Source organism: Actinopolyspora mortivallis, from assembly GCF_003001495.1.
GTDB lineage: Bacteria > Actinomycetota > Actinomycetes > Mycobacteriales > Pseudonocardiaceae > Actinopolyspora > Actinopolyspora mortivallis_A.
This window is the reverse complement of the sequence record NZ_PVSR01000018.1, coordinates 43394-64201: the sequence shown is the minus strand read 5'-3', so window position 1 is coordinate 64201 and position 20808 is coordinate 43394. Positions and strand designations below refer to the sequence as shown.

The window sequence follows — 20808 nt, the reverse complement described above, 5'->3', positions numbered from 1 at the left end:
CCGTACGATCGGGACTGACTCCAACATGGTTACCCGGCGGACGGGGGCGAACGCCGCAATCACGTCGCAAGATCACCGGATCGAGTTTCCCCCGTTCGAGGGGGTCGCCGGGCGCGCGGGACCGGTGCGGCCCGAAGGGCCGCCCGGACTCAGACGTGGTTGCGGATCACCTCGTTGACCGCCCGTTGGAAACCGTTGACCAGCACCTGGATCGTCAACGGGCGCAGCTGGTCGGCGGTGGCGCGGATCCGTTCCCGTTCCTCCTCCGGACGACCCCGTTCCATGTAGGGCCGCAGCACGTTCGCCGCGAAGAGCTCGCGCAGCTCCTCGGCCATTCTGGTGGTGTGCTGCTCCACGAGCTCCTTGGCCCGCAGCAGCATGTCCGGTGGCAGGTCGAGCTCGATGATGCGCAGGCCCACGCTCAACATGGAGGCGCTGGTCAGCCGGAACTCCTCCTGCCTCCCCGCTTCCTGCTGGGGCTCCTCCAGGATCCCCAGGGTGAACAGCTGTTCGATCTCGGTGTCCTCCAGTGTGCGCCCGGCGCGCCGGTCCAGTTCGTGCCGGTCGAGGTGTTCGGCCTGGTCGTCCGTCCAGGGGGCCAGCAGGGCGCGCTGGAGCGCGAGTTCCTCGGGGGCCGCGTCGGAGGGGAGACGTTCCAGGTGGCGTTCTATGGCGTTGAGGGTGAAACCGAGGTTCTGCAGCTCGCGGATGAGTTCCAGGCGGGCCAGATGGTCAGCTCCGTACAGCCCCACCCGGCCACGCAGTCGTGGCGGGGGGAGCAGACCGCGGGACGCGTAGAAGCGCACCGTTCGCACGGTGACTCCCGATCTGGAGGCCAGCTCGTCGATCGTGAGTTCTTCGTCTGCTGTTCGGAGCATGTCCCGCAGGATACTACTTGACCAATGTGACACCAGGAGTGTAACACTAACCGCGTCGAAATAAGGGTGTCCGAGGTCACGCACGCGTGAAGGAAGGTGTCGAGGTGGCGAGTTCGGCGGATGGATCCACCGCGGAGTCGACGGGGCGAACGGGGGGCTCCGGGCCGCTGGCGGGAGTGCGGGTGGTCGAACTGGCCGGGCTGGGCCCCGCTCCGTTCTGCGCCATGCTGTTGGCCGACCTGGGGGCCGAGGTCGTCCGGGTGGAACGCCCCACCGAGCCGGCGGGGCGCCAGGACCTGCTCAACCGGGGGAAACGCTCGATGCTGGTCGACCTCAAGCACGAACACGGCCCGTCGGCCCTGCTGGCCCTCGTCGAACGAGCCGACGTGCTGCTGGAGGGATTCCGGCCCGGGGTGGCCGAACGCCTGGGGTTCGGCCCGACGGAGTGCTTCGCGCGCAACCCCGCCCTGGTCTACGGGCGGATGACCGGCTGGGGCCAGGACGGGCCGTTGGCGGGGACCGCGGGCCACGACATCGACTACATCGCCCTCAGCGGCGCGCTCCACGCCAGCGGGAGGGCGGGGGGACCCCCGACTTTCCCGGCGAACCTGCTGGGGGACTTCGGTGGCGGAGCGATGTACCTCGCCGTGGGCGTGCTGGCCGCCCTGCTGCGCGCCCGTTCGGGAGAGGGCGGCCAGGTGGTGGACGCGTCCATCGTGGACGGAACGGCCCACCTGGCCACCATGCTCTACGGCATGGTGGCCACGGGGGGCTGGACCACCGAGCGCGGGACCAACCTGCTCGACGGCGGCGCCCCCTTCTACGACGTGTACCCCACCTCGGACGGCGAGTACGTGGCCGTGGGGGCGCTGGAACCCGGGTTCTACGCGGAACTGGTGGACAGGCTCGGACTCGCGGACCGGCTGCCGGACCGGGACGACCCGGCGAACTGGCCCGAGATCCGCGCGAGGCTGGCCGAGACCTTCGCGGGCGGGACACGGGAGTACTGGACCGAGGTGTTCGACGGCACGGACGCCTGCGTCAGCCCGGTGCTGTCCATGACCGAGGCGGCCGAACATCCGCACGTGCGTGCCAGAGGCACGCTCGTGCGCACCGAGGACGTGGTGCAGCCCGCCGCCGCGCCGCGTTTCTCCGCGACACCCAACCCGCGTCCCGGAGCCGTGCCGGAGGCGGGGGCGGACACCGCCGGGGTGTTGCACGCATGGGGCGTGGCCGGCAGGGAGGAACTGCTGCGGTCCGGCGCCCTGCACGGCGACCTCGACAGTCGACGGGAGATGTGAGACGGATGCGCAGGGAAATATTCAACGAGGACCACGAGGCGTTCCGCGAGACCTGCCGTACCTTCATCGCCAGGGAGCTGGTGCCCCACCAGCAGGAGTGGGAGGAAGCGGGGATCGTCAGCCGGCAGGCCTGGCGCAGGGCCGGGGAGCAGGGACTGCTCGGCATCGCCGTCGAGGAGCGCTTCGGCGGTGGGGGCGTCGACGACTTCCGGTTCAACGCCGTGCTGGACGAGGAACTGGTCGCCGCCGGGGTGACCGGCTTCGGGGCGCCGGTGCACAACGACATCAACGTGCCCTACCTGACCAAGCTGGCCACCGAGGAGCAGAAGCAGCGCTGGCTGCCGGGTTTCTGCACCGGGGAGACCATCACGGCCATCGCGATGACCGAGCCGGGAGCCGGCAGCGACCTGCAGGGAATCCGGACCACCGCCGTACGCGACGGTGACGAGTACGTGCTGAACGGGCAGAAGACGTTCATCAGCAACGGCATCAACGCCGACCTGGTCATCGTGGTCGCCCGGACGAACCCCGACCCGGAGGTGGGCCACGAGGGCATCAGCCTGCTGGTCGTCGACAGCGACAGCCCGGGTTTCGAACGGGGCCGCAACCTGGAGAAGATCGGGCAGAAGTCCCAGGACACCGCGGAGCTGTTCTTCAACGACGTCCGCGTTCCCGCCGCCAATCTGCTCGGGGAGGAGGGGCAGGGGTTCATCTACCTGATGCAGAACCTGCCGCAGGAACGGCTGTCCATCGCGGTCGCCTCGGCCGCCGGGGCCGCCAAGGCCCTGGAGATGACCAAGGAGTACTGCGCGGAGCGCACGGCCTTCGGCAGGCCGATCGGCAAGTTCCAGAACACGCGGTTCGAACTCGCCGAGATCGCCACCGAGGTGGAGATCGGCCGGGTCTTCGTCGACCGTTGCATCAGTGAGCACGTTCACGGTGAACTGAGTATCGAGCACGCCGCCATGGCCAAGTGGTGGGTGACCGAGATGAACAAGCGCGTGGTGGACAGGTGCCTGCAGCTGCACGGAGGGTACGGTTACATGCTCGAGTACCCGATAGCGAAGGCCTTCCTGGACACGAGGGTCCAGACTATCTACGGGGGCACGACGGAGATCATGAAGGAGATCGTGGGCAGGCAGCTGGGCTTCTAGCGGGCGGTGAGCCCGGTCGTGCGCGGTGCGCTGACGTGACCGCTCGTGCCATCCCGGAGGGAGCCCCCGGAGGCGGGAACACCCCGAGGGACGTGTTTCCGTGCTGCCGGAAGTCCCGTCGCGGAAGCCGGAAGGTTGACAGGATGGACTGGATCGTCGCCCCGGGCGATGCCGAGTGGCGGTTGGCCGAGGTGCTTCCCTCGGCGCTGGGGGCCATGGGGGTCTCCGGATTCACCGACACCATCGGACTCCCCTCCTGCGGCAGTGCCGCCGTGTTGCTGGTGGACGGTCTGGGGTGGCGGTTGCTGCGGGAGCACGCCACGGACGCGCCGCTGCTCGCCTCCCTGGACACCGGTACTCCCGGCGCCGCGGGTTTCCCGACGACCACGGCCACGAGCATCACCTCGCTGGGTACGGGGTGTCCCTCCGGCAGCCACGGGATCGTCGGCTATTCCTTCGCCGAGCCGGGGGGAGGGCTGTTGCGTCCGCTCTCCTGGACGGGCAAGGACGGTTCCGGGGCGGGCGGGAGCCTGCTGGAGCGCTGGCCGCCGGAGGAGGTCCAGCCGAACGATCCGGTGCCCGAACGCGCGCGTGCCCACGGGGTGGACACCAGGATCGTCGTCCCGGCCGAGTTCGGAGGGACCGGGCTCACCCGGGCAGCCCTGCGTGGTGGGACGTTCCGGGGAATCCGTGCGCTGGGTGATCTCGCCGCCGAGATGTCGGCGGCGCTCACCGCCCCCTCACCCGTGCTGTGCTACGGCTACCACGGACAACTGGACATGCTGGGCCACGTGCACGGGCCGGGTTCGCTGCCCTGGCGGATGCAACTGCGTCAGGTGGACACCCTGGTGCGCTCGCTCGTCGAGCGTCTGCCGCGCGGGGCCGTCCTGCTCGTGGTGGCCGACCACGGCATGGTTGACGTGGTTCCGGAGCTGTCCCTGGACATCGACGCGGAGCCCGAGCTGCTCTCCGGGGTGCGGCTGGTGGGCGGGGAGGCGCGGGTCCGGCATGTCTACACCGAACCGGGTGCCACCGAGCGGGTGCGCGCCACGTGGGCCGAGCGGCTGGGAACGGACGGTCTCGTGGTCACCGCCGAGGAGGCCGTCGCCGCCGGTTGGTTCGGTGCGCGGCCCACCGACGAGGTGCGAGCCCGGGTGGGTGACGTGATCGCACTGGCACGTCACAATGGAATGGTCCGTTCACGCTCCGAGCCGAACGAGGCGGCTCTTCTCGGTCAGCACGGTTCGTTGACGGCCGAGGAACAGTACGTTCCCATGCTGCTCGCACAGGGGTGAGAGGTTGTGTCCGAGGCCGAGGTCAGACAGCCGTGGTTCGACCCGTTGGGCAAGTTCGCCCGGCTGCGGCTGATCCGCGACCTGGATCCGGAGCGGGACCACACCCTGATATACCGCATATCGGCCGGTCTGGAGTTTCCCTGGGACTACCGGAGGGCGTTGGAGCTGGCGCTGTTCCGCACGTTCTGCGTGCCGAGCATTTCGGGGCTGTTGCAGCGTACCGGTGAGTTCGCCTGCAGGACCCAGAAACGCTACGACGACACCTCCATCCTCATGGAGGAACTGGGACGGCACGGCTACGACTCGCGGCAGGGCAAGCGGTCGCTGCGGATGATCAACCGGATGCACGGGCGCTACGACATCAGCAACGACGACATGCTCTACGTGCTGTCCACCTTCGTCTACGATCCGATCCGGTGGATCGACGCCTACGGGTGGCGTTCGTTGAGTGAGCACGAACGGCTGGCCGCCTACCACTACTACCGGCAGGTGGGACGGCGTATGGGGATCCGCTCCATTCCGGACTACGCGGAGTTCGAGCGGTTCAACCGGGAGTACGAGGCGGAGCACTTCGTGTTCGCCGAGAGCAACCGGGCCGTGGGGCTGGACAGTCTGGCGATGGTGTGCGCGTGGTTCCCCCGCCCGATGCGGTGGCTGGTCGCCCGCGGTTTCGTCGCCGGGCTGGAACCGGCCATGCGCACGGCCTTCGGGTTCCCCGAACCGAGGGAGTGGGAGGAGCGTGCGGTGGCCGGGGCCCTCCGCTGGCACGGCCGGATCGAACGGCTGCTTCCCTCCCGCCGGGTGAGCAGGCTCGGCCGGGGCAGGAAACTCAGCTATCCCGGCTACCCGCACGGTTACGACCTCGACGACCTCGGAGCGCTGGACCGCTGTCCGGTGGAGGCGAGCGGGTGACCCGCGCTCGGGGAGGCGGGGAGGGCCCACCGCCTGGCTTCGTGGGTGCGCCCACCGGCATCCTCGGAGGATGTCCCTTCCTTCGATCAACGGCCTGAGGTCGCTGCCCGCCACCGAGCACCCGGAACTGCTGGCCCCGCCCGTCGCCGAGGCGCTGTCCGAGTGGCCACACGCCTCCGCCGTCGCCGTCGCCGAGATCGAACCGTCGGTCGCGGACACGGCGGCGCTGATGTCCGCACTGGAGGCTCCCCTCTCGGTCGCGGCCAACTGTGTGGTCGTGGCCGGACGACGTCGGGGCGAGGAGCGGATCGCCGCCTGCGTGGTGCGGGCGGATCGGCAGGTCGACGTCAACGACACGGTCAAACGCACCCTCGACGTGCGCAAGTCCTCGTTCCTGGACCTCGACAGGGCGGTCGAGGAGACGGGAATGGAGTACGGGGGGATCACCCCGCTGGGGCTGCCCGACTCGTGGCGGGTGCTCGTGGACGGCGCGGTACGCGACGTCGAGGTGGCGATCATCGGCTCGGGCACGCGCCGGTCCAAGCTGCTGCTGTCCGGGAAGTCGTTGACCGAGCTGCCCCGGGCCGAGGTGCTCGACGACCTGGCACGCGGGGCCACGTGAGGGGCCACGCGGGGCGGTCGGCCGTCCGTTTCCCGGGGGTTCCGGGTTCCCTCCTCAGGGGTGCTGTCGGACTCCCGGGGACTGCTCGCTGATCGCCGCCCGGGGCGCTCCGTTGTGGGTGAGCCGTGATCTCTTGTATCCAAGTCGTATTCAACCTATGATCCACATGACATCGCCGAACCCGTTCGACGACGGCGAGACGAGGAGGCGGGCCATGGAGTCCGGTGCCCTGACACCTCCAGCCCGGCAGGAGCCCCGTGGGGACCTCGACGGGTGCACGGCGCGGCTGAGAGAGCTGCTCGGTCGGGAGGCGGTGATCACCGACAGACAGCGGGTCCGCACCTACGAGTGCGACGGCCTGGCCAGTCACCGCAGCGTCCCCGCCGTGGTGGTGCTGCCCGAGAACGCCGAACAGGTCCGCGCCGTGGTCGCGACCTGCTCGGCGCACGGGGTTCCCTTCGTCGCACGCGGATCCGGCACGGGTCTGTCCGCCGGGGCCCTGCCCCGTTCCGACGGGGTGCTCGTGGTGACCTCCAGAATGCGCCGCATCCTGGAGCTGGACGTCGCCAACGAACGCGCCGTGGTCGAACCCGGCGTCGTCAATCTCGACGTCACCAGGGCGGCCCAGCCGTACGGCTACTACTTCGCCCCCGACCCCTCCAGCCAACAGGTCTGTTCCGTGGGCGGCAACGTCGCGGAGAACTCCGGCGGGGCGCACTGCCTGAAGCACGGGTTCACCGTCAACCATGTGCTGGCCGCGTCCGTGGTCACTCCGGACGGGGAAGAGGTCGAGCTGGGCGGACCCGCCCGGGAGGCACCGGGCTACGACCTGCTCGGCGCGTTCGTCGGCAGCGAGGGAACGCTCGGAGTGGTCACCTCGATCACCGTGCGGCTGCTGCGCGCCCCGGAGAGCGTGCGGACGCTGCTGGCCGGTTTCCCCACCACCGACGACGCCGGTGCGGCCGTCTCCGCGATCATCGCCGCCGGGATCACCCCCGCAGCCGTGGAGATGATGGACGCCCTCTCCATCAGCGCGGCCGAGCAGGCGGTGCGGTGCGACTATCCCGAAGGGGCGGGGGCGGTGCTCATCGTCGAGCTGGACGGTCCGCACGCCGAGGTCGAACACACCTTCACGGAGGTCTCCGAGCACTGCACCGCACACGGGGCCTTCGAGATCCGCACCGCCGCCGACGAGCGGGAACGCGCCCTGATCTGGAAGGGGCGCAAGTCGGCCTTCGCCGCCGTCGGGAGGATCAGCCGCGACTACATCGTGCAGGACGGGGTGATACCGCGTACCGCCCTGCCGGACGTGCTGCGCCGCATCGCCGAATTGTCCGCCTCCTCCGGGGTGCGGGTGGCCAACGTCTTCCACGCCGGGGACGGGAACCTGCATCCCCTGGTGCTGTTCGACGGTTCCGACCCCGGCGAGACCGAACGGGCCGAGGAGGTCTCCGGGGCGATCCTCGACCTGTGCGTGGAACACGGCGGTTCGATCACGGGGGAGCACGGCGTCGGAGCCGACAAGGTGCGCTACATGGGACGCATGTTCACACCCGAGGACCTGGACACCATGCAGTCCCTGCGCTGCGCTTTCGACCCCGAGGGGCTGTGCAATCCGGGTAAGGTGTTCCCCACGCCGAGGTTGTGCGGGGAAACCCCGGGCAGGCGGCGTGGCGTGCACCCACTGACCGAAGCGGGATTGGCCGAGCAGTTCTGATGGGTACCCCGGCGAAGGAAACCGTCCCGGAGGCACTCCGCAGGGCGGTCGGAGAGGAACGGGTCGGGCGGCCCTCCGCGTCCGACGTGGTCGACGGGGGCGCTCCCCGTTGGGTCGCCCGTGCGGACGGCACCGACAGCGCCGCCGCGATCCTGCGGGTGGCTGCCGAGCACGGGATGACCGTGGTGCCACGCGGCAGCGGCAGCAAGCTCGACACGGGTGGGCCCGCCGAGGAGGTGGACCTGTTGCTCGACCTGTCCGCTGCCGACGAGGTGCTCGAACACGCTGCCAGCGACCTCGTGGTGCGCGCCCAAGCCGGTGCGCGGTTGCGGGACGTGCAGGACGTGGTGGCCCGTGCCGGGCAGCAGCTGTCCGTGTCCGACCCGCGCCCCACGGCCACCCTGGGTGGGGTGATAGCCACCGGGACCTCGGGGCCGTGCCGCCAGCTGTACGGGGGAGTGCGGGACCTGCTGCTCGGTCTGACCGTGGTCCGCGCCGACGGCACCGTGGCACGGTCCGGGGGAAAAGTCGTCAAGAACGTGGCCGGATACGACCTGGGCAAGCTCTTCACCGGTTCGTACGGAACGCTCGGTGTCGTGACCGAGGCGATCTTCCGGCTGCACCCGCTGGCGGCGGAGCGCCGGTGGGTCGCGGTGCGGGTTCCCGGTTCGGAGAGCGCCGCGGAGGCCGCCCGGTTGTTCCGGGTCTGCCAGGCCGCACCGACCGGCGTCGAACTGGACCGTCCCGCCGGTGGGGAGTGGATCACCGTCTGCGCCGAGCTGGAAGGGCGTGTCGGGGCCACCGCACAGCGGGCCGAGGAACTCGCCCGTTCGTTCGAGCGGACCTTGGGAACCGCCGGTGAGGTCCTCGCCCGGGCCCCGGAGTGGTGGGACGAGCTGCCCCACGAGCCGGGGGGAACGCTGCTGCGGCTGGCGAGCGCTCCCGCCGACCTCGGCGAGCTGGTCGAACGGGTCGGCCGAGTCGAGCGGGAGCACGGGGTGTCGTTGGCGCTGCGCGGGGCGGCCGGACTCGGGGTGCTGCACGGCGCCGTTCCCGCCGGGGTCACCCCGGAGACGGTGGCCCGGCTGGTCGAGGGGGTGCGGGTGGAGACCGGAAGGCTCGCCGGCTACACCACGGTGGTGCACACCCCGCGACGGGTGAAGGAACTCGTCGACGTGTGGGGGCCGGTGGCCCCCGGTGTCGGGGAACTGATGCGGCGCACCAAGGAGCGGTTCGATCCCGAACACCGGCTGGCGCCGGGACGTTTCGTCGGAGGGCTGTGATGAGCGAGCGGACTCCCGAGCAGGAACCGGGCCCGTGGAAGGAGGACCGAGCGGAGCCGTCCACCCCGGTCTCCTCCGGTGTCGGAGGGGCGTTCGACGCGTTCCACCCTCCGCAGCGGGAGCTGATCGACGACTGCGTGCACTGTGGCTTCTGTCTGCCCTCGTGTCCCACCTACGAGCTGTGGGGCGAGGAGATGGACTCCCCCCGGGGGAGGATCCACCTGATGGAGACCGGTCTGGACGGGGAACCGCTCTCCGAGAGCATGGTCGAGCACTTCGACAACTGCCTCGGCTGCATGGCGTGTGTGACGGCCTGCCCCTCGGGAGTGCAGTACGGTCCCCTGATCAACAGGACCCGGGCCCAGGTCGAACGCAACCACCGTCGCGAACTCGGGCAGCGCCTGCTGCGTCGGCTGATCTTCGGGCTGTTCCCCCACCCGCGACGGTTGCGCGCCTTGCGCGGTCCGCTCGCGCTGTACCAGCGTTCGGGACTGTCCGAACTGCTGCGCCGCACCGGGCTGACGGACGGGTTGCCCGCCTCGCTGCGGACGATGGAGGAGTTGGCCCCTCCGGTCCGGAGCACGCCCCGGATTCCGGAACGCGTTCCGGCGCGGGGGAGGCGTCGGGCGGTGGTGGGGATGCTCACCGGCTGTGTGCAGCACGCCTTCTTCCCCGAGGTCAACACCGCCACCGCACGGGTACTGGCTTCCGAGGGGTGCGAGGTGCTCGTCCCGCGGGGGCAGGGGTGCTGTGGCGCGCTCAGCGAGCACACCGGCCGGGAACGGGAGGCCGTGGCGTTCGCCAAGCGCGTCGTGGACACCTTCACCACGGCGGAGGTGGACTACGTGGTCGTCAACTCGGCCGGATGTGGTTCCACGCTCAAGGAGTACGCCCGCCTGTTGGCCGACGAGGGGGAGTACGCCGCGGCGGCCGCGTCGCTGGCCGAGCGGGTGCGCGACGTGGCGGAGCTGGTGGCCGAGCTGGGTCCGGTGGCCGAACGGCACCGGCTGGAGCTGACCGTGGCCTACCACGACGCCTGCCACCTCAGCCACGGACAGGGGATACGGAGCCAACCGCGTGAGCTGCTGCGTTCCGTTCCCGGGCTGGAGGTGCGGGAGATCGAGCGCGGGGAGATCTGCTGTGGTTCGGCCGGGGTGTACAACCTGTTGCGTCCGGAACCGGCGGCGGAGCTGGGTGAGCTCAAGGCGGGCAACGTCCGTGCCACGGGGGCGGAACTGCTGGTGACGGCCAATCCCGGGTGTGCGATGCAGATCGCCGCCGCCCTGCGTCGTCGTGGTGAGCGGATGCCGGTGGCCCACACCGTCCAGGTGTTGGACGCGGCCGTGCGGGGGCTTCCGGCGGAGACGTTGTTGGGCCACCGGGCACCGGCGGGGAGCTGACCCCGACGACACGGGTCTCCCGCTCCCCGCCGTGGTGTCGTCCGTGGTGAGGACCGTCCCCGTCCTCCCGAGTGTTTCCCATTGACTGTGACAGTGTTGGTGTCACACTCTTCATGGAGGAAAGTCACAACGAGGAGGCCCCCCACACATGTCCGAGGCGTTTGTCTACGACGCGATCCGCACTCCGCGCGGTCGCGGCAAGAAATCCGGTGCGTTGTACGGGACCAAACCCATCAGTCTCGTGGTCGGACTGGTGGAGGAACTGCGTCGCCGTCACCCGAACGTGGATCCGGAGGTACTGGACGACCTGGTGCTCGGTGTGGTCACTCCGATAGGAGACCAGGGCGGGGACATCGCCAAGTCGGCCGCGCTCGCCGCCGGACTGCCCGAGACCGTCAGCGGTGTCCAGCTCAACCGCTTCTGCGCCTCCGGCCTGGAGGCGGTCAACACCGCCGCGCAGAAGGTGCGCTCCGGCTGGGAGGACGCCGTGCTGGCCGGAGGGGTCGAGTCCATGTCCCGGACCCCCATGGGCACGGACGGAGGTGCCTGGGCGATGGATCCCGAGACCAATCTGGAGACCTCCTTCGTCCCCCAGGGCATCGGAGCCGACCTGATCGCCACCCTCGAGGGCTTCGACCGGGAGACCGTGGACGCCTTCGCCGCGGAGTCGCAGACCCGTGCGGCCAAGGCCTGGGCGGACGGCCGCTTCTCCCGCTCGGTGGTGCCGGTGACCGACCGCAACGGCAGGACGGTGCTCGACCGTGACGAACACGTGCGTCCGAGCACCACGGTGGAGGCTCTGGGGGAGCTGGAACCCTCCTTCGCGGGTATCGGGGACATGGGCGGTTTCGACGCGGTCGCCCTGCAGAAGTACCACTGGGTCGAGCGGATCAACCACGTGCACACTCCCGGCAACTCCTCCGGGATCGTCGACGGGGCCGCGCTCACCCTGGTCGGCAGTGCGGACTTCGGCGAGCGGTCCGGAATGCGACCGCGAGCCCGGGTCGTCTCCGCGGCGCTCAGCGGGGCGGACCCGACCATCATGCTCACCGGCCCCGGACCCGCGGTGCGCAAGGCACTGGACAAGGCGGAACTGGGGATCGACGACATCGACCTGGTCGAGATCAACGAGGCCTTCGCCGCCGTGCCGCTGAAGTTCATGCGGGACTTCGGGGTCCCGCACGAGAAGGTCAACGTCAACGGCGGAGCCATCGCCATGGGGCACCCGCTCGGGGCCACCGGCGCGATGATCCTCGGCACCCTGATCGACGAACTCGAACGCCGTGGCCTGCGCTACGGGCTGGCGACGCTGTGCATCGGGGGAGGCATGGGCATCGCCACCGTCGTCGAACGCGTCAGCGAGTGACCGGCACCCCTCACTCCCGCCGGGCAGCGGCGGAGCTTTCCGCCACGACGGTCCCCGTCGGACACCCCGGTCGCCCGCAGGCGGTGTGCCCCCGCCCGGCCCGGCGCGAACCCGCCCATCCCGCAGTCTGTGAAGGACGAACCACATGAGCGAACAGAGCACCATCCGCTGGGACGAGCCCGACGCCGACGGTGTCGTGGTACTCACCCTCGACGACCCCGAGCAGCAGGCCAACACCATGAACGAGCGCTACCTGCGCTCCATGGAGGAGACGGTACGACGCCTGGAGGACGAGCGGGACCGCCTCTCCGGCGTGGTGGTCACCTCGGCCAAGAGCACCTTCTTCGCCGGGGGTGACCTGCACGAGCTGATCAGGGCGCGTCCGGAGAACGCCGAACGGGCGGCCGAGACGAGCACCCGGGCCAAACAGCAGCTGCGCAGGCTGGAAACCCTCGGTGTTCCGGTGGTGGCCGCGCTGAACGGAACGGCCCTCGGCGGTGGACTGGAGATCGCGCTCGGCTGCCACCACCGGGTGGCGTTGAACGACCCGAAGGCGCGTTTCGGCTTTCCCGAGGTCAGTCTGGGACTGCTGCCCGGGGCCGGTGGTGTGGTGCGCACCGTGCGGATGCTCGGGATCGCCGACGCGCTGCTCGGAGTGCTCACCCAGGGGCAGCGGATGCGGCCGGGCAAGGCCCACGAGGTCGGGCTGATCGACGAGCTCGTCGAGGACACCGACTCCCTGATGCGGCGGGCCAAGGAGTGGATCCGGGAGAACCCCCAGGCCTCGCAGCCCTGGGACAGGAAGGGATTCCGGATCCCCGGCGGCACTCCCTCCGACCCCAAGTTCGCCGCGAACCTGCCCGCCTTCCCCGCCAACCTGCGCAAGCAACTCAAGGGAGCCGATCTCCCCGCGCCGAAGAACATCCTCTGCGCGGCCGTGGAAGGCGCCCAGGTCGATGTGGACACCGCCCTCGAGATCGAGGGACGCTACTTCGTGGAGCTGGTCTGCGGGCAGACCTCCAAGAACATGAGCAAGGCCTTCTTCTTCGACCTCGAACACGTCAACTCCGGTGGCAGCAGGCCGGACGGCCAGCCGCAGTGGTCGGCGAGCAGGGTCGCCGTGCTCGGCGGGGGGATGATGGGCGCGGGCATCGCCTACGTCTGCGCCCGGTCCGGCATGGAGGTGGTGCTCAAGGACGTCTCCCGCTCCGCCGCGGAGAAGGGCAGGGAGTACTCGGCCCGAGTGCTGGAGAAGGACCTCGGCAAGGGGCGGATCACCGAGGCCAAACGGGACGAGGTGCTGGCCCGGATCACCCCGACCGACCGCGGTGAGGACCTGGCCGGCTGCGATCTCGTGATCGAGGCCGTCTTCGAGGACCCCGAGGTCAAGCACCGGGTGTACGCCGAGGCCGAGGAGTGGATCGAGGCCGACGCCCTGATCGCCTCCAACACCTCCACGCTGCCCATCACCGAACTCGCGGAAGGAGTGCGGCGGCGGGAGGACTTCATCGGGCTGCACTTCTTCTCGCCGGTGGACAAGATGCCGCTGGTCGAGATCATTCGTGGTGAGCACACCAGCGATCACGCACTGGCCAGGGCGTTCGACGTGGTGCGGCAGATCAACAAGACCCCGATCGTGGTGCAGGACAGCAGGGGTTTCTTCACCAGCAGGGTCATCGGAACCTTCCTGAACGAGGGGGTCGCGATGCTGGGTGAGGGAGTGCCCGCCGCCTCGATCGAACAGGCCTCCGCCCAGGCCGGTTTCCCCGCGCCGGTGCTGCAACTGTTCGACGAGCTCACCCTGACCCTGCCGCGCAAGATCCGGGAGGAGACCAGGAAGGCCGTCGAGGCGGCCGGGGGAACCTGGCGGGACCACCCCGCCGACCCGGTGCTCGACCGGATGGTCGAGGAGTTCGGACGCAAGGGCCGCTCCTCGGGGGCGGGTTTCTACGAGTACGACGAGGACGGACAACGGCTGGGGCTGTGGAGCGGACTCGGCTCGCACTTCGGAGCGGGCAGCCTCCCCCCGGAGGAGATCCCGTTCACCGACCTCAAGGAACGCCTGCTGTTCGTGCAGGCCCTGGAGACCGTGCGGTGTCTGGACGAGGGGGTGCTCACCTCGGTGCCGGACGCCAACATCGGATCGGTGTTCGGGATCGGATTCCCTCCGGCCACCGGCGGGGTGGTGCAGTACATGAACGGTTACCCGGGAGGACTGCGCGGCTTCGTCGAACGGGCCAGGCAGTTGGCGACCCGCTACGGTGACCGGTTCGAGCCACCGGCCTCGCTGGTGTCCAGGGCCGAGTCCGGTGAGGTCTTCGACGTCGGTGAGCCGGATCCCGAGGTGGTCACGGCCGTGGCGGCGTGAGTCCCGCCGCGGACGGATCCGGGCGCGGAGCCGGACTCCGCGCCCGGGGTTCGTTCAGCCCGCCTGTCGGGGAGCGCGGAGCACGTCACCGACCGGAAGGGTCCGGGCGAGGCTGGTGCCCTGTCCCACGGACAGGGTCTTCGAGGGGTTCTCCACCACGCCGGTGATGGCGTCGCGGACGGCCTCGGAGGGGTTGTCGTCCAGCCTGCGCACGGTCGGCACCTGCTTCGTGGCGGGAACCACGTGCTCCACCTCGGGGAGTTCGACCGGGTTGTCCGAGGCGTTCAGCGGTGACTCGGTGAGGGCCTTGGCCAGTGCGCCCACCGGGTTGGTCAGCGGTTTGGCCTGGTAGCCCTCGGCCACGGTGGCGTCCACAGCCGTGTCCAGCGTGGACATGCCCTCGTGGGTCTCCCCGCGCGGGCCCACCTTCGCGTCCAGCAGTTCGGCCCGGCCGTTTCCGTCGTCCACGACGCCGGTGTAGCCGGGTTCGACGTTGACTCCCACCTCGGGGCGGGTCTTGGTCATCTGCTGGAGCCGGCTCGTGGTTCCGCCGACCTGGCCGATCAGCCTGGTGGCCTCACCGGACTCCAGGACGGGCTCCTCGTCGCGCACCTCGTTGGCCAGGCCGTGGGAGGTCCTGGTGATCTCCTTGCCGACCTCCTTGAAGAGGTTCGGGGTCTTCACGCTCACCGTGGTGTCCGCGCAGGGCATCTTCTCCCGACCGGGAACGCCGGGGTCACGGCAGGCATCCACCGGAGCGGTGAAGGAGATCTCGTCGGGGACCTGGGACAGGTCCGGCTTGGCGAGGTCCGACGTCGTGGGGTCGGAGGAATCGGCCGCGGCCGTTCCCGCCCCGACTGCGGCGAACCCCGCGGCCACAACAACAGCGTTCAACGTGCGCGTGGTCCAGGGGCGCAAGATCAGTACTCCTTGAATCCGAGTTCACGGGCTCGGTCGTTGACACGCCGGCAGCGTCTCGGCAGGTACCGGGGATCCGTGCGTGACAATCGACCTACGCGACCGCATCGGAAACACCGAGATTGATCTTGAGTCGACCTTCGCCTCTTACCCCTGATCGTGTGAGGTGGTGTGCACGCGCTCCGCGGCGGCCACCTCCGCGGACAGGCTCGGCCAGATCAGGGCCATCAGGTGCTCGGTCACCCTCTCCGGGGTGATCTCGGGACGGTTCTCCCGCCACAGCGCCATCCGCTCGCAGGCTCCTATGATCGCCTCCGCGAAGGCCTCCAGCCGGGCCGGGTCGGTGTTCGGCAGTGTGACGCGCAGCATCTGCTCGGTGAACTCGGCCTGCTGGGTGCGGAACCCCTCCAGCTCGGTGTCCAGTCCCGCCCTGACCACCGCCGACTCGGTGCGCAGCAGTGCCCAGGACTGCTTGTGCTCCTCGCCGAAGCGGAAGAAGGCGAGCAGACCGTCGTGGAGCTGTTGTTCGGGGCCGACGGCGTTTGCCGCCGCGGCGGAGGTGCACTCCAGCAGCTCCCGCCTGACCCGCTCCAGACAGGCCAGCAGCAGTCCCTCCTTGGAGCCGAAGTACTCGTAGAGCATCGGTTTGGACAGGCCGACCCGCCGGGCGATGTCGTCCATGGAGGTGGCCTGGTACCCCCGGGCGGCGAAGACCTCCTCGGCGACGCCGAGGATCTGCTGCTCCCGCTCGGCCCGGGACATTCGTTTGCGACCGGAGGTGGCCCGCTGCGCAATCTTCACGAAATTCACCCTACCGTAAGTAACCCTACTAGTAGTAGCCTACTGGTTAGTAAGATCACTCCGCTCGATTAGGGAGGCACCGGGGGATGGTCAAGCGACAGCGGGAACAGCGTGGGCACAGCACCTCCGTCGTCATCGTCGGGAGTGGTTTCTCCGGTCTCGGCACCGCCATCCGGCTGAAGAAGGAGGGGATCTCCGACTTCGTACTGTTGGAGAAGTCGTGGGATCTCGGCGGGACGTGGCGGGACAACACCTATCCCGGCTGCGCCTGTGACGTCCCCTCGCTGATGTACTCCTTCTCCTTCGAACAGAACCCCGACTGGTCGAGGATGTTCGCCGAGCAGGGCGAGATCGAGGACTATCTGCGCCACTGCGCCGAGAAGTACGGGGTGGAGGAGCACATCCACTACGGCGTCGAGTTCACCGGCGCCGAGTGGGACGAGGACAACCACGCCTGGCACGTGTTCACCGCCGATGGTGACGAGTACGTGGCCAGGGCCCTGGTGTCGGGGGTGGGCGCCCTGCACCTGCCGAACTACCCCGACCTGCCGGGGATGGAGAGGTTCCGGGGAGAGGCCTTCCACTCCGCCGAGTGGAACCACGACTACGACCTGACGGGCAAACGCGTCGCCGTGGTCGGCACCGGCGCCAGCGCCATCCAGTTCGTCCCCAGGGTGGCCCAGCAGGCGGCGAAGCTGAACCTGTTCCAGCGCACCCCGCCGTGGATCCAGCCCAAGCCGGACCGCCCCCTGCCGGAACGGCTGCGGAAGGCCTTCCGGCGGGTGCCCCTGTTGCAGCGCGCGGTGCGTTTCGCCATCTACATGACCCTCGAAGTGCGTTCGGTGGCGGTGTTGCGCGAACCGCGCCTGCAACGCGTCTCGCAGTGGCTGGCCAAACGCTTCATCCGCAAGCAGGTCAAGGACAGGAGGATCCGTGAGGCGGTCACCCCGGACTACGCCATGGGGTGCAAGAGGATCCTGCTCTCCAGCGACTTCTACCCGACGCTGAACCAGTCCAACGTGGACCTCAACACCAGCGGTGTCAGCGAGGTGCGCGAGAACTCCGTGGTCGACGGCAACGGGGTCGAACACCCGGTGGACGCGATCATCTTCGGAACCGGATTCCACGTCACCGACGCCTTCGACCACCTGTCGATCGTGGGACGCGGCGGGCGCAAACTCCAGGAGGCCTGGAAGGACGGCATGGAGGCGCACAAGGGGATCACGGTCTCCGGGTTCCCCAACCTGTACTTCCTGCTCGGTCCCAACACCGGTCTCGGACACAACTCCGTGGTCTTCATGATCGAGTCCCAGATCAACTACGTGCTCAGCATCCTGCGGCCACTGCTGCGCGGGGAGTTCACCCAGGCCGACGTGCGGCAGTCGGCCCAGGACGAGTTCAACGCGCGGATCCAGTCCAAGCTGAAGGGAGCGGTGTGGTCCGCCGGGGGCTGCCAGAGCTGGTACCTGGACGCCAACGGGGTGAACCGGACCCTGTGGCCCGGGTTCACCTGGAACTACTGGTGGGAGACACGCAAGGCCGATCCCAGGGACTACGAGATCCAGCGCGCGGGGGCGCGTTGAGCATTCGCACGTACGTTCGATAGGCTGCCTTGGTCAGTTCGTGTGAACCCACGCCGGTGCGCCCGCGCGTCGCGAACGGGCGACCCTCTCCGAGCGAGTCCACGGGGTCCGTTCCCGCGCGGTGCGGGGCGCATGCCGTTGTCCACTCGGGGGAGGCCCGATGTCCGAGGCCCGTGCACTGTCGTCCGAGCAGATTCGCGGTCTCCGCGCGGAACTGGATAACGGAACCACGCCGACGGTCTGGTTCACCGCCTCGGCGGTGGGAGTGGATCCGGGCCGTTCCGGCAAGGTCGTCTCCATGGAGGAACCCGCCGAGGGGGAGTTCCTCCAGGTGCGTCCGGCCGGTTCCAAGGACGTGCTCTCCTTCTCCGCGGCCGAGGTGACCCTGGACAAACCCGCGCGCAAGCGCGGGGAGTCCGCGACGGCCGGGAAGGGCACCTCCCGGAAGGGATCCGGTTCCGCGAAGGCGGAGAGCTCCTCGTCGGCGGAGACCCCGCGCGGAACAGCCTCCCGGGCGGACGGTTCGCGGGGCTCCACCTCCACGTCCGCGTCCACCTCGCGGCGGACGAAGGGGACCGACGAGCGCGGCGGAACCTCCTCCGAGGGACGGAACCCGGAGGAGGCGGGCACGAAGCGCTCCACCACCTCGCGCGGCGGAACCTCGACCCGCTCCGCGAACCGACGTCCCTCGGGGGCGACGGTGACCCTGACGGCGGGCACCGAGGGCACGTGGACCGTCGAGGTCAGCAACGGCAAGAAACGGGTGCTGCGCCCCACCGAGGTTCCCGCCTCCGCCGTGGGGCAGGCGGCGAAGGCCCTGCACGAGGACGTGGCCGCCGCCGTGGAGCCCCTGCTGGAGGCGGAGCGGGAACACCAACGGGCCCGGGTCGAGCAGTTGCAGCGTGAGCTGGAGGAGGCCCAGCGCAGGCTGGAGGAGCTCAGCTGAGCGGTCCGCGACCTCGTTCGGCCCGGAACCACAGGCGCTGTCCGGGGCGGGCCTGGGCGGCACGGTCCACCTCGGCGGAGCGGAGCACGGCGATGACGGGATAGCCCCCGGTGACCGGGTGGTCGGCCAGGAACAACGTGGGCCTCCCCGACGGGGGGACCTGCAACGCCCCGGCGACCATGCCCTCGCTGGGCAGTTCCCCGCCGTGGCGGCGTTCCAAGGGGGGACCGTCCAACCGCATCCCCACCCGGTCGCTTTCCGGGGTGACCCGGTAGCCCGCCCCGAGCAGCGTGGCCAGCGCCTCCCCGGTGAACCAGTCGGCACGGGGTCCGGGCGTCACCGTGAGCACAAGATCCCCCTCGGGGGGAGACGGGACCGGGGCCGTGTCCACGAGCGGGAACTCCGGGGGCGGCGGCCCCACCGGCAGTACGTCCCCGGGACGCACCGGGGGCGGTCCCAGCCCGGACAGCGTGTCCGTGGCGCGCGAGTCCAGCACCGGATCCACGTCCACCCCGCCGCGTATCGCCAGGTAACCACGCGCCCCGTGGGACGGTGTGCCGACGGTGAGGACCCCTCCGGCGGGAACGCGCAGCACGGCGTTCGGGGCCGCCGCACAGTCGTTGACGGTGAGCGGGCAGTCCGCCCCGGTGAGGGCCACGGTGAGGGGGTGGTCGGCCCGCAGGCTCAGCCCCCCGAGGGTGATCTCCAGGCCCGCGTACTCCTCCGGATTGCCGACCAGCCTGTTGGCCAGCCGGAACGATCCCCGGTCCGCCGCTCCCGAGACGCCGACGCCGATGTGGGCCGCTCCGGTGCGTCCCAGGTCCTGCACGGTGGTCAGCGGCCCGGTGGTGAGTATCCGCAGTTCGGTCAACCGGCCTCCTCGAAACGGACGCGGACGCCGGGGCGCAGCAGGGCCGGAGGCTTCCGGTCCGGTCGCCAGATCTCCAGATCGGTGTGTCCGATCAGCTGCCATCCTCCCGGCGAGCTTCGCGGGTAGACACCGCTGAAACTCCCGGCCAGCCCCACGGCCCCCCGGGGAACCCGTGTGCGGGACTCGCTGCGCCGCGGCACCTCCAACCGGGCCGAACCTCCGGTCAGGTAGCCGAAGCCGGGGGCGAACCCGCCGAAGGCCACCCTCCACTCGGTGCCGGTGTGCTCCTCGACCACCCCGCGTTCGGTCAGTCCCGTCAGGGCCGCCACCTCCGCGAGGTCCGCACCGTCGTAGACGACGGGAATCCGCAGCAACTCCTCCGTGGCGAGTCCGCCCGGTTCGACAGGGGTTCGCCGGACCAGGCGTTCGATCTCCTCGGGATCGGCGTGGCGTGGGTCCAACTGCAACAGCAGGGTGCGCGCGGCCGGAACGAGGTTGACCACCCCGGGAATCCGCTGGTGCCGCAGCGCCGTGTAGAGCCCGTGCACGCTGTCGAGGTCGTCGAGCTCCACCAGCAGACCGCTGTCGGCCAGGGGAAGTACCCTCATCCGGCCTCCCTCCCGTGCGGGCTGCGCAGGGGGACCCCTGCGGAGGTCAACCGTTGCCGCACCCGCCGGGCGATGGTGATCGCCTCCGGGGTGTCGCCGTGGACGCAGATCGAGTCGGCCGCCACCGTGATCCCGGTGCCGTCCACGGCCTCGACCGGCTCCGCCCGTGCCAGGCGCAGGCAGCGTTCGGCGATGTGTTCCGGGTCGGTGAGCACCGCGTGGGGCTCACTGCGGGGTACCAGCGTCCCGTTCGGGGTGTAGGCCCGGTCGGCGAACGCCTCGACGAGGACGCGCAGTCCGGCCTGCTCGGCCTGGCGCAGCCATTCCGAGCCGGGCAGCCCCAACACCGCCAGCCCCGGGTCGTACCGACGTACCGCCTCGACCACGGCGGCGGCCTGCTCCCGGTGGTTCACGATCGCGTTGTAGAGGGCACCGTGCGGTTTGACGTAGCGCACCCGGGTCCCCTCCACCCGGGCGAGGGCTTCCAGGGCGCCGATCTGGTAGAGCACCTCGTCGGTGAGCTCGGCCGGGGCCACGTCGACGAAGCGCCGCCCGAATCCAGCCAGGTCCCGGTAGCTCACCTGCGCTCCCACGGCCACCCCGCTCCGGGCGGCGTGTGCGCAGGCCCGGCGGATCACCCGGGGGTCTCCGGCGTGGAAGCCGCAGGCCACGTTCGCGCTGGTGACGATGTTCAGCAGTGCTTCGTCGTCGCCCAGTTCCCATCGGCCGAAGCTCTCGGCCAGGTCGGCGTTGAGGTCCATCACGCGGATCCTTTCACGGTGATT

At 70.0% G+C, this 20808-nt stretch carries 18 protein-coding genes; 12 read left to right on the top strand and 6 right to left on the bottom strand.

Annotation, left to right across the window (positions count from 1 at the left end):
* Positions 1-149: 149 nt before the first annotated feature.
* Positions 150-878 (bottom strand): MerR family transcriptional regulator, encoded by a 729-nt coding sequence (locus CEP50_RS11700; RefSeq protein WP_106113986.1) that lies wholly within the window; start codon positions 876-878, stop codon positions 150-152.
* 86 nt (positions 879-964) lie between these two features.
* Here CEP50_RS11700 and CEP50_RS11695 point away from each other — a divergent pair, with 86 nt between their 5' ends.
* The 10 genes from CEP50_RS11695 to CEP50_RS11650 all read left to right on the top strand — a co-directional run bounded on the left by CEP50_RS11695 (position 965) and on the right by CEP50_RS11650 (position 14296).
* Positions 965-2179 carry a CaiB/BaiF CoA transferase family protein gene (locus CEP50_RS11695; RefSeq protein WP_308729372.1) on the top strand — a complete coding sequence of 405 codons (1215 nt, stop codon included), beginning with the start codon at positions 965-967 and terminating at the stop codon, positions 2177-2179.
* 5 nt (positions 2180-2184) lie between these two features.
* Entirely contained in the window at positions 2185-3333 is a 1149-nt protein-coding gene (locus tag CEP50_RS11690; RefSeq protein WP_106113985.1) for an acyl-CoA dehydrogenase family protein, read from the top strand.
* Between the two features lie 143 nt (positions 3334-3476).
* The gene (locus tag CEP50_RS11685) at positions 3477-4628 is read left to right on the top strand and encodes an alkaline phosphatase family protein (protein ID WP_106113984.1); all 1152 of its coding nucleotides are present in this window, start codon (positions 3477-3479) and stop codon (positions 4626-4628) included.
* Positions 4629-4634: 6 nt separating this feature from the next.
* Positions 4635-5540 (top strand): oxygenase MpaB family protein, encoded by a 906-nt coding sequence (locus tag CEP50_RS11680; RefSeq protein WP_106113983.1) that lies wholly within the window; start codon positions 4635-4637, stop codon positions 5538-5540.
* Between the two features lie 70 nt (positions 5541-5610).
* Entirely contained in the window at positions 5611-6162 is a 552-nt protein-coding gene (locus CEP50_RS11675) for a YbaK/EbsC family protein (protein ID WP_106113982.1), read from the top strand.
* A 214-nt stretch (positions 6163-6376) separates the two neighbouring features.
* Positions 6377-7879 (top strand): FAD-linked oxidase C-terminal domain-containing protein, encoded by a 1503-nt coding sequence (locus CEP50_RS11670; RefSeq protein WP_106113981.1) that lies wholly within the window; start codon positions 6377-6379, stop codon positions 7877-7879.
* Positions 7879-9162: an FAD-binding oxidoreductase gene (locus CEP50_RS11665; RefSeq protein WP_106113980.1), complete on the top strand. Its 1284-nt coding sequence runs from the start codon at positions 7879-7881 to the stop codon at positions 9160-9162. Before CEP50_RS11670 ends, CEP50_RS11665 begins: the two co-directional genes overlap by 1 nt.
* Entirely contained in the window at positions 9162-10562 is a 1401-nt protein-coding gene (locus CEP50_RS11660) for a (Fe-S)-binding protein (RefSeq protein WP_181188346.1), read from the top strand. Before CEP50_RS11665 ends, CEP50_RS11660 begins: the two co-directional genes overlap by 1 nt.
* Positions 10563-10710: 148 nt before the next feature.
* Complete coding sequence (locus CEP50_RS11655) at positions 10711-11928, top strand: acetyl-CoA C-acetyltransferase (RefSeq protein WP_106113979.1); 1218 nt, start codon at positions 10711-10713, stop codon at positions 11926-11928.
* 145 nt (positions 11929-12073) lie between these two features.
* A complete protein-coding gene (locus tag CEP50_RS11650) occupies positions 12074-14296 on the top strand; it encodes a 3-hydroxyacyl-CoA dehydrogenase NAD-binding domain-containing protein (RefSeq protein ID WP_106113978.1) in 2223 nt (740 codons plus the stop codon).
* Between the two features lie 54 nt (positions 14297-14350).
* Here the strand turns inward: CEP50_RS11650 and CEP50_RS11645 are convergent, their stop codons facing one another.
* Together CEP50_RS11645 and CEP50_RS11640 are read right to left on the bottom strand one after the other, a co-directional pair.
* The gene (locus tag CEP50_RS11645; protein WP_258175171.1) at positions 14351-15190 is read right to left on the bottom strand and encodes a hypothetical protein; all 840 of its coding nucleotides are present in this window, start codon (positions 15188-15190) and stop codon (positions 14351-14353) included.
* Between the two features lie 171 nt (positions 15191-15361).
* A complete protein-coding gene (locus CEP50_RS11640; RefSeq protein WP_106113976.1) occupies positions 15362-15976 on the bottom strand; it encodes a TetR/AcrR family transcriptional regulator in 615 nt (204 codons plus the stop codon).
* A gap of 125 nt (positions 15977-16101) precedes the next feature.
* On the opposite strand from CEP50_RS11640, the gene CEP50_RS11635 reads away from it, so the two are divergent.
* Both CEP50_RS11635 and CEP50_RS11630 read left to right on the top strand, forming a co-directional pair.
* Positions 16102-17598 (top strand): flavin-containing monooxygenase, encoded by a 1497-nt coding sequence (locus tag CEP50_RS11635; protein ID WP_106113975.1) that lies wholly within the window; start codon positions 16102-16104, stop codon positions 17596-17598.
* A 160-nt stretch (positions 17599-17758) separates the two neighbouring features.
* Positions 17759-18544, top strand: a complete 786-nt coding sequence (locus CEP50_RS11630) for a DUF6319 family protein (protein WP_106113974.1) — start codon at positions 17759-17761, stop codon at positions 18542-18544.
* Here CEP50_RS11630 and CEP50_RS11625 read toward each other — a convergent pair.
* Genes CEP50_RS11625 through CEP50_RS11615 form a run of 3 tightly spaced genes read right to left on the bottom strand, consistent with a single transcriptional unit; the run spans position 18537 to position 20784 of the window.
* Positions 18537-19415, bottom strand: coding sequence for a 5-oxoprolinase subunit C family protein (locus CEP50_RS11625; protein WP_106113973.1), 879 nt, complete (start codon positions 19413-19415; stop codon positions 18537-18539). The two genes, CEP50_RS11630 and CEP50_RS11625, sit on opposite strands and share 8 nt — an antisense overlap.
* The gene (locus CEP50_RS11620; RefSeq protein WP_106113972.1) at positions 19412-20023 is read right to left on the bottom strand and encodes a 5-oxoprolinase subunit B family protein; all 612 of its coding nucleotides are present in this window, start codon (positions 20021-20023) and stop codon (positions 19412-19414) included. The genes CEP50_RS11625 and CEP50_RS11620 overlap by 4 nt, the downstream gene beginning before the upstream one ends.
* On the bottom strand, positions 20020-20784 hold the full coding sequence (locus tag CEP50_RS11615) for a LamB/YcsF family protein (RefSeq protein ID WP_106113997.1): 765 nt from the start codon (positions 20782-20784) through the stop codon (positions 20020-20022). The genes CEP50_RS11620 and CEP50_RS11615 overlap by 4 nt, the downstream gene beginning before the upstream one ends.
* Positions 20785-20808 lie beyond the last annotated feature (24 nt).

What these genes read in the sequence shown, in the direction of transcription:
- CEP50_RS11700 (WP_106113986.1), bottom strand. Translation starts at nt 878, where the DNA reads ATGCTCCGAACAGCAGACGAAGAACTCACGATCGACGAGCTGGCCTCC.
- CEP50_RS11690 (WP_106113985.1), top strand. Translation starts at nt 2,185, where the DNA reads ATGCGCAGGGAAATATTCAACGAGGACCACGAGGCGTTCCGCGAGACC.
- CEP50_RS11685 (WP_106113984.1), top strand. Translation starts at nt 3,477, where the DNA reads ATGGACTGGATCGTCGCCCCGGGCGATGCCGAGTGGCGGTTGGCCGAG.
- CEP50_RS11675 (WP_106113982.1), top strand. Translation starts at nt 5,611, where the DNA reads ATGTCCCTTCCTTCGATCAACGGCCTGAGGTCGCTGCCCGCCACCGAG.
- CEP50_RS11670 (WP_106113981.1), top strand. Translation starts at nt 6,377, where the DNA reads ATGGAGTCCGGTGCCCTGACACCTCCAGCCCGGCAGGAGCCCCGTGGG.
- CEP50_RS11665 (WP_106113980.1), top strand. Translation starts at nt 7,879, where the DNA reads ATGGGTACCCCGGCGAAGGAAACCGTCCCGGAGGCACTCCGCAGGGCG.
- CEP50_RS11660 (WP_181188346.1), top strand. Translation starts at nt 9,162, where the DNA reads ATGAGCGAGCGGACTCCCGAGCAGGAACCGGGCCCGTGGAAGGAGGAC.
- CEP50_RS11655 (WP_106113979.1), top strand. Translation starts at nt 10,711, where the DNA reads ATGTCCGAGGCGTTTGTCTACGACGCGATCCGCACTCCGCGCGGTCGC.
- CEP50_RS11650 (WP_106113978.1), top strand. Translation starts at nt 12,074, where the DNA reads ATGAGCGAACAGAGCACCATCCGCTGGGACGAGCCCGACGCCGACGGT.
- CEP50_RS11640 (WP_106113976.1), bottom strand. Translation starts at nt 15,976, where the DNA reads ATGTCCCGGGCCGAGCGGGAGCAGCAGATCCTCGGCGTCGCCGAGGAG.
- CEP50_RS11635 (WP_106113975.1), top strand. Translation starts at nt 16,102, where the DNA reads ATGGTCAAGCGACAGCGGGAACAGCGTGGGCACAGCACCTCCGTCGTC.
- CEP50_RS11630 (WP_106113974.1), top strand. Translation starts at nt 17,759, where the DNA reads ATGTCCGAGGCCCGTGCACTGTCGTCCGAGCAGATTCGCGGTCTCCGC.
- CEP50_RS11620 (WP_106113972.1), bottom strand. Translation starts at nt 20,023, where the DNA reads ATGAGGGTACTTCCCCTGGCCGACAGCGGTCTGCTGGTGGAGCTCGAC.
- CEP50_RS11615 (WP_106113997.1), bottom strand. Translation starts at nt 20,784, where the DNA reads ATGGACCTCAACGCCGACCTGGCCGAGAGCTTCGGCCGATGGGAACTG.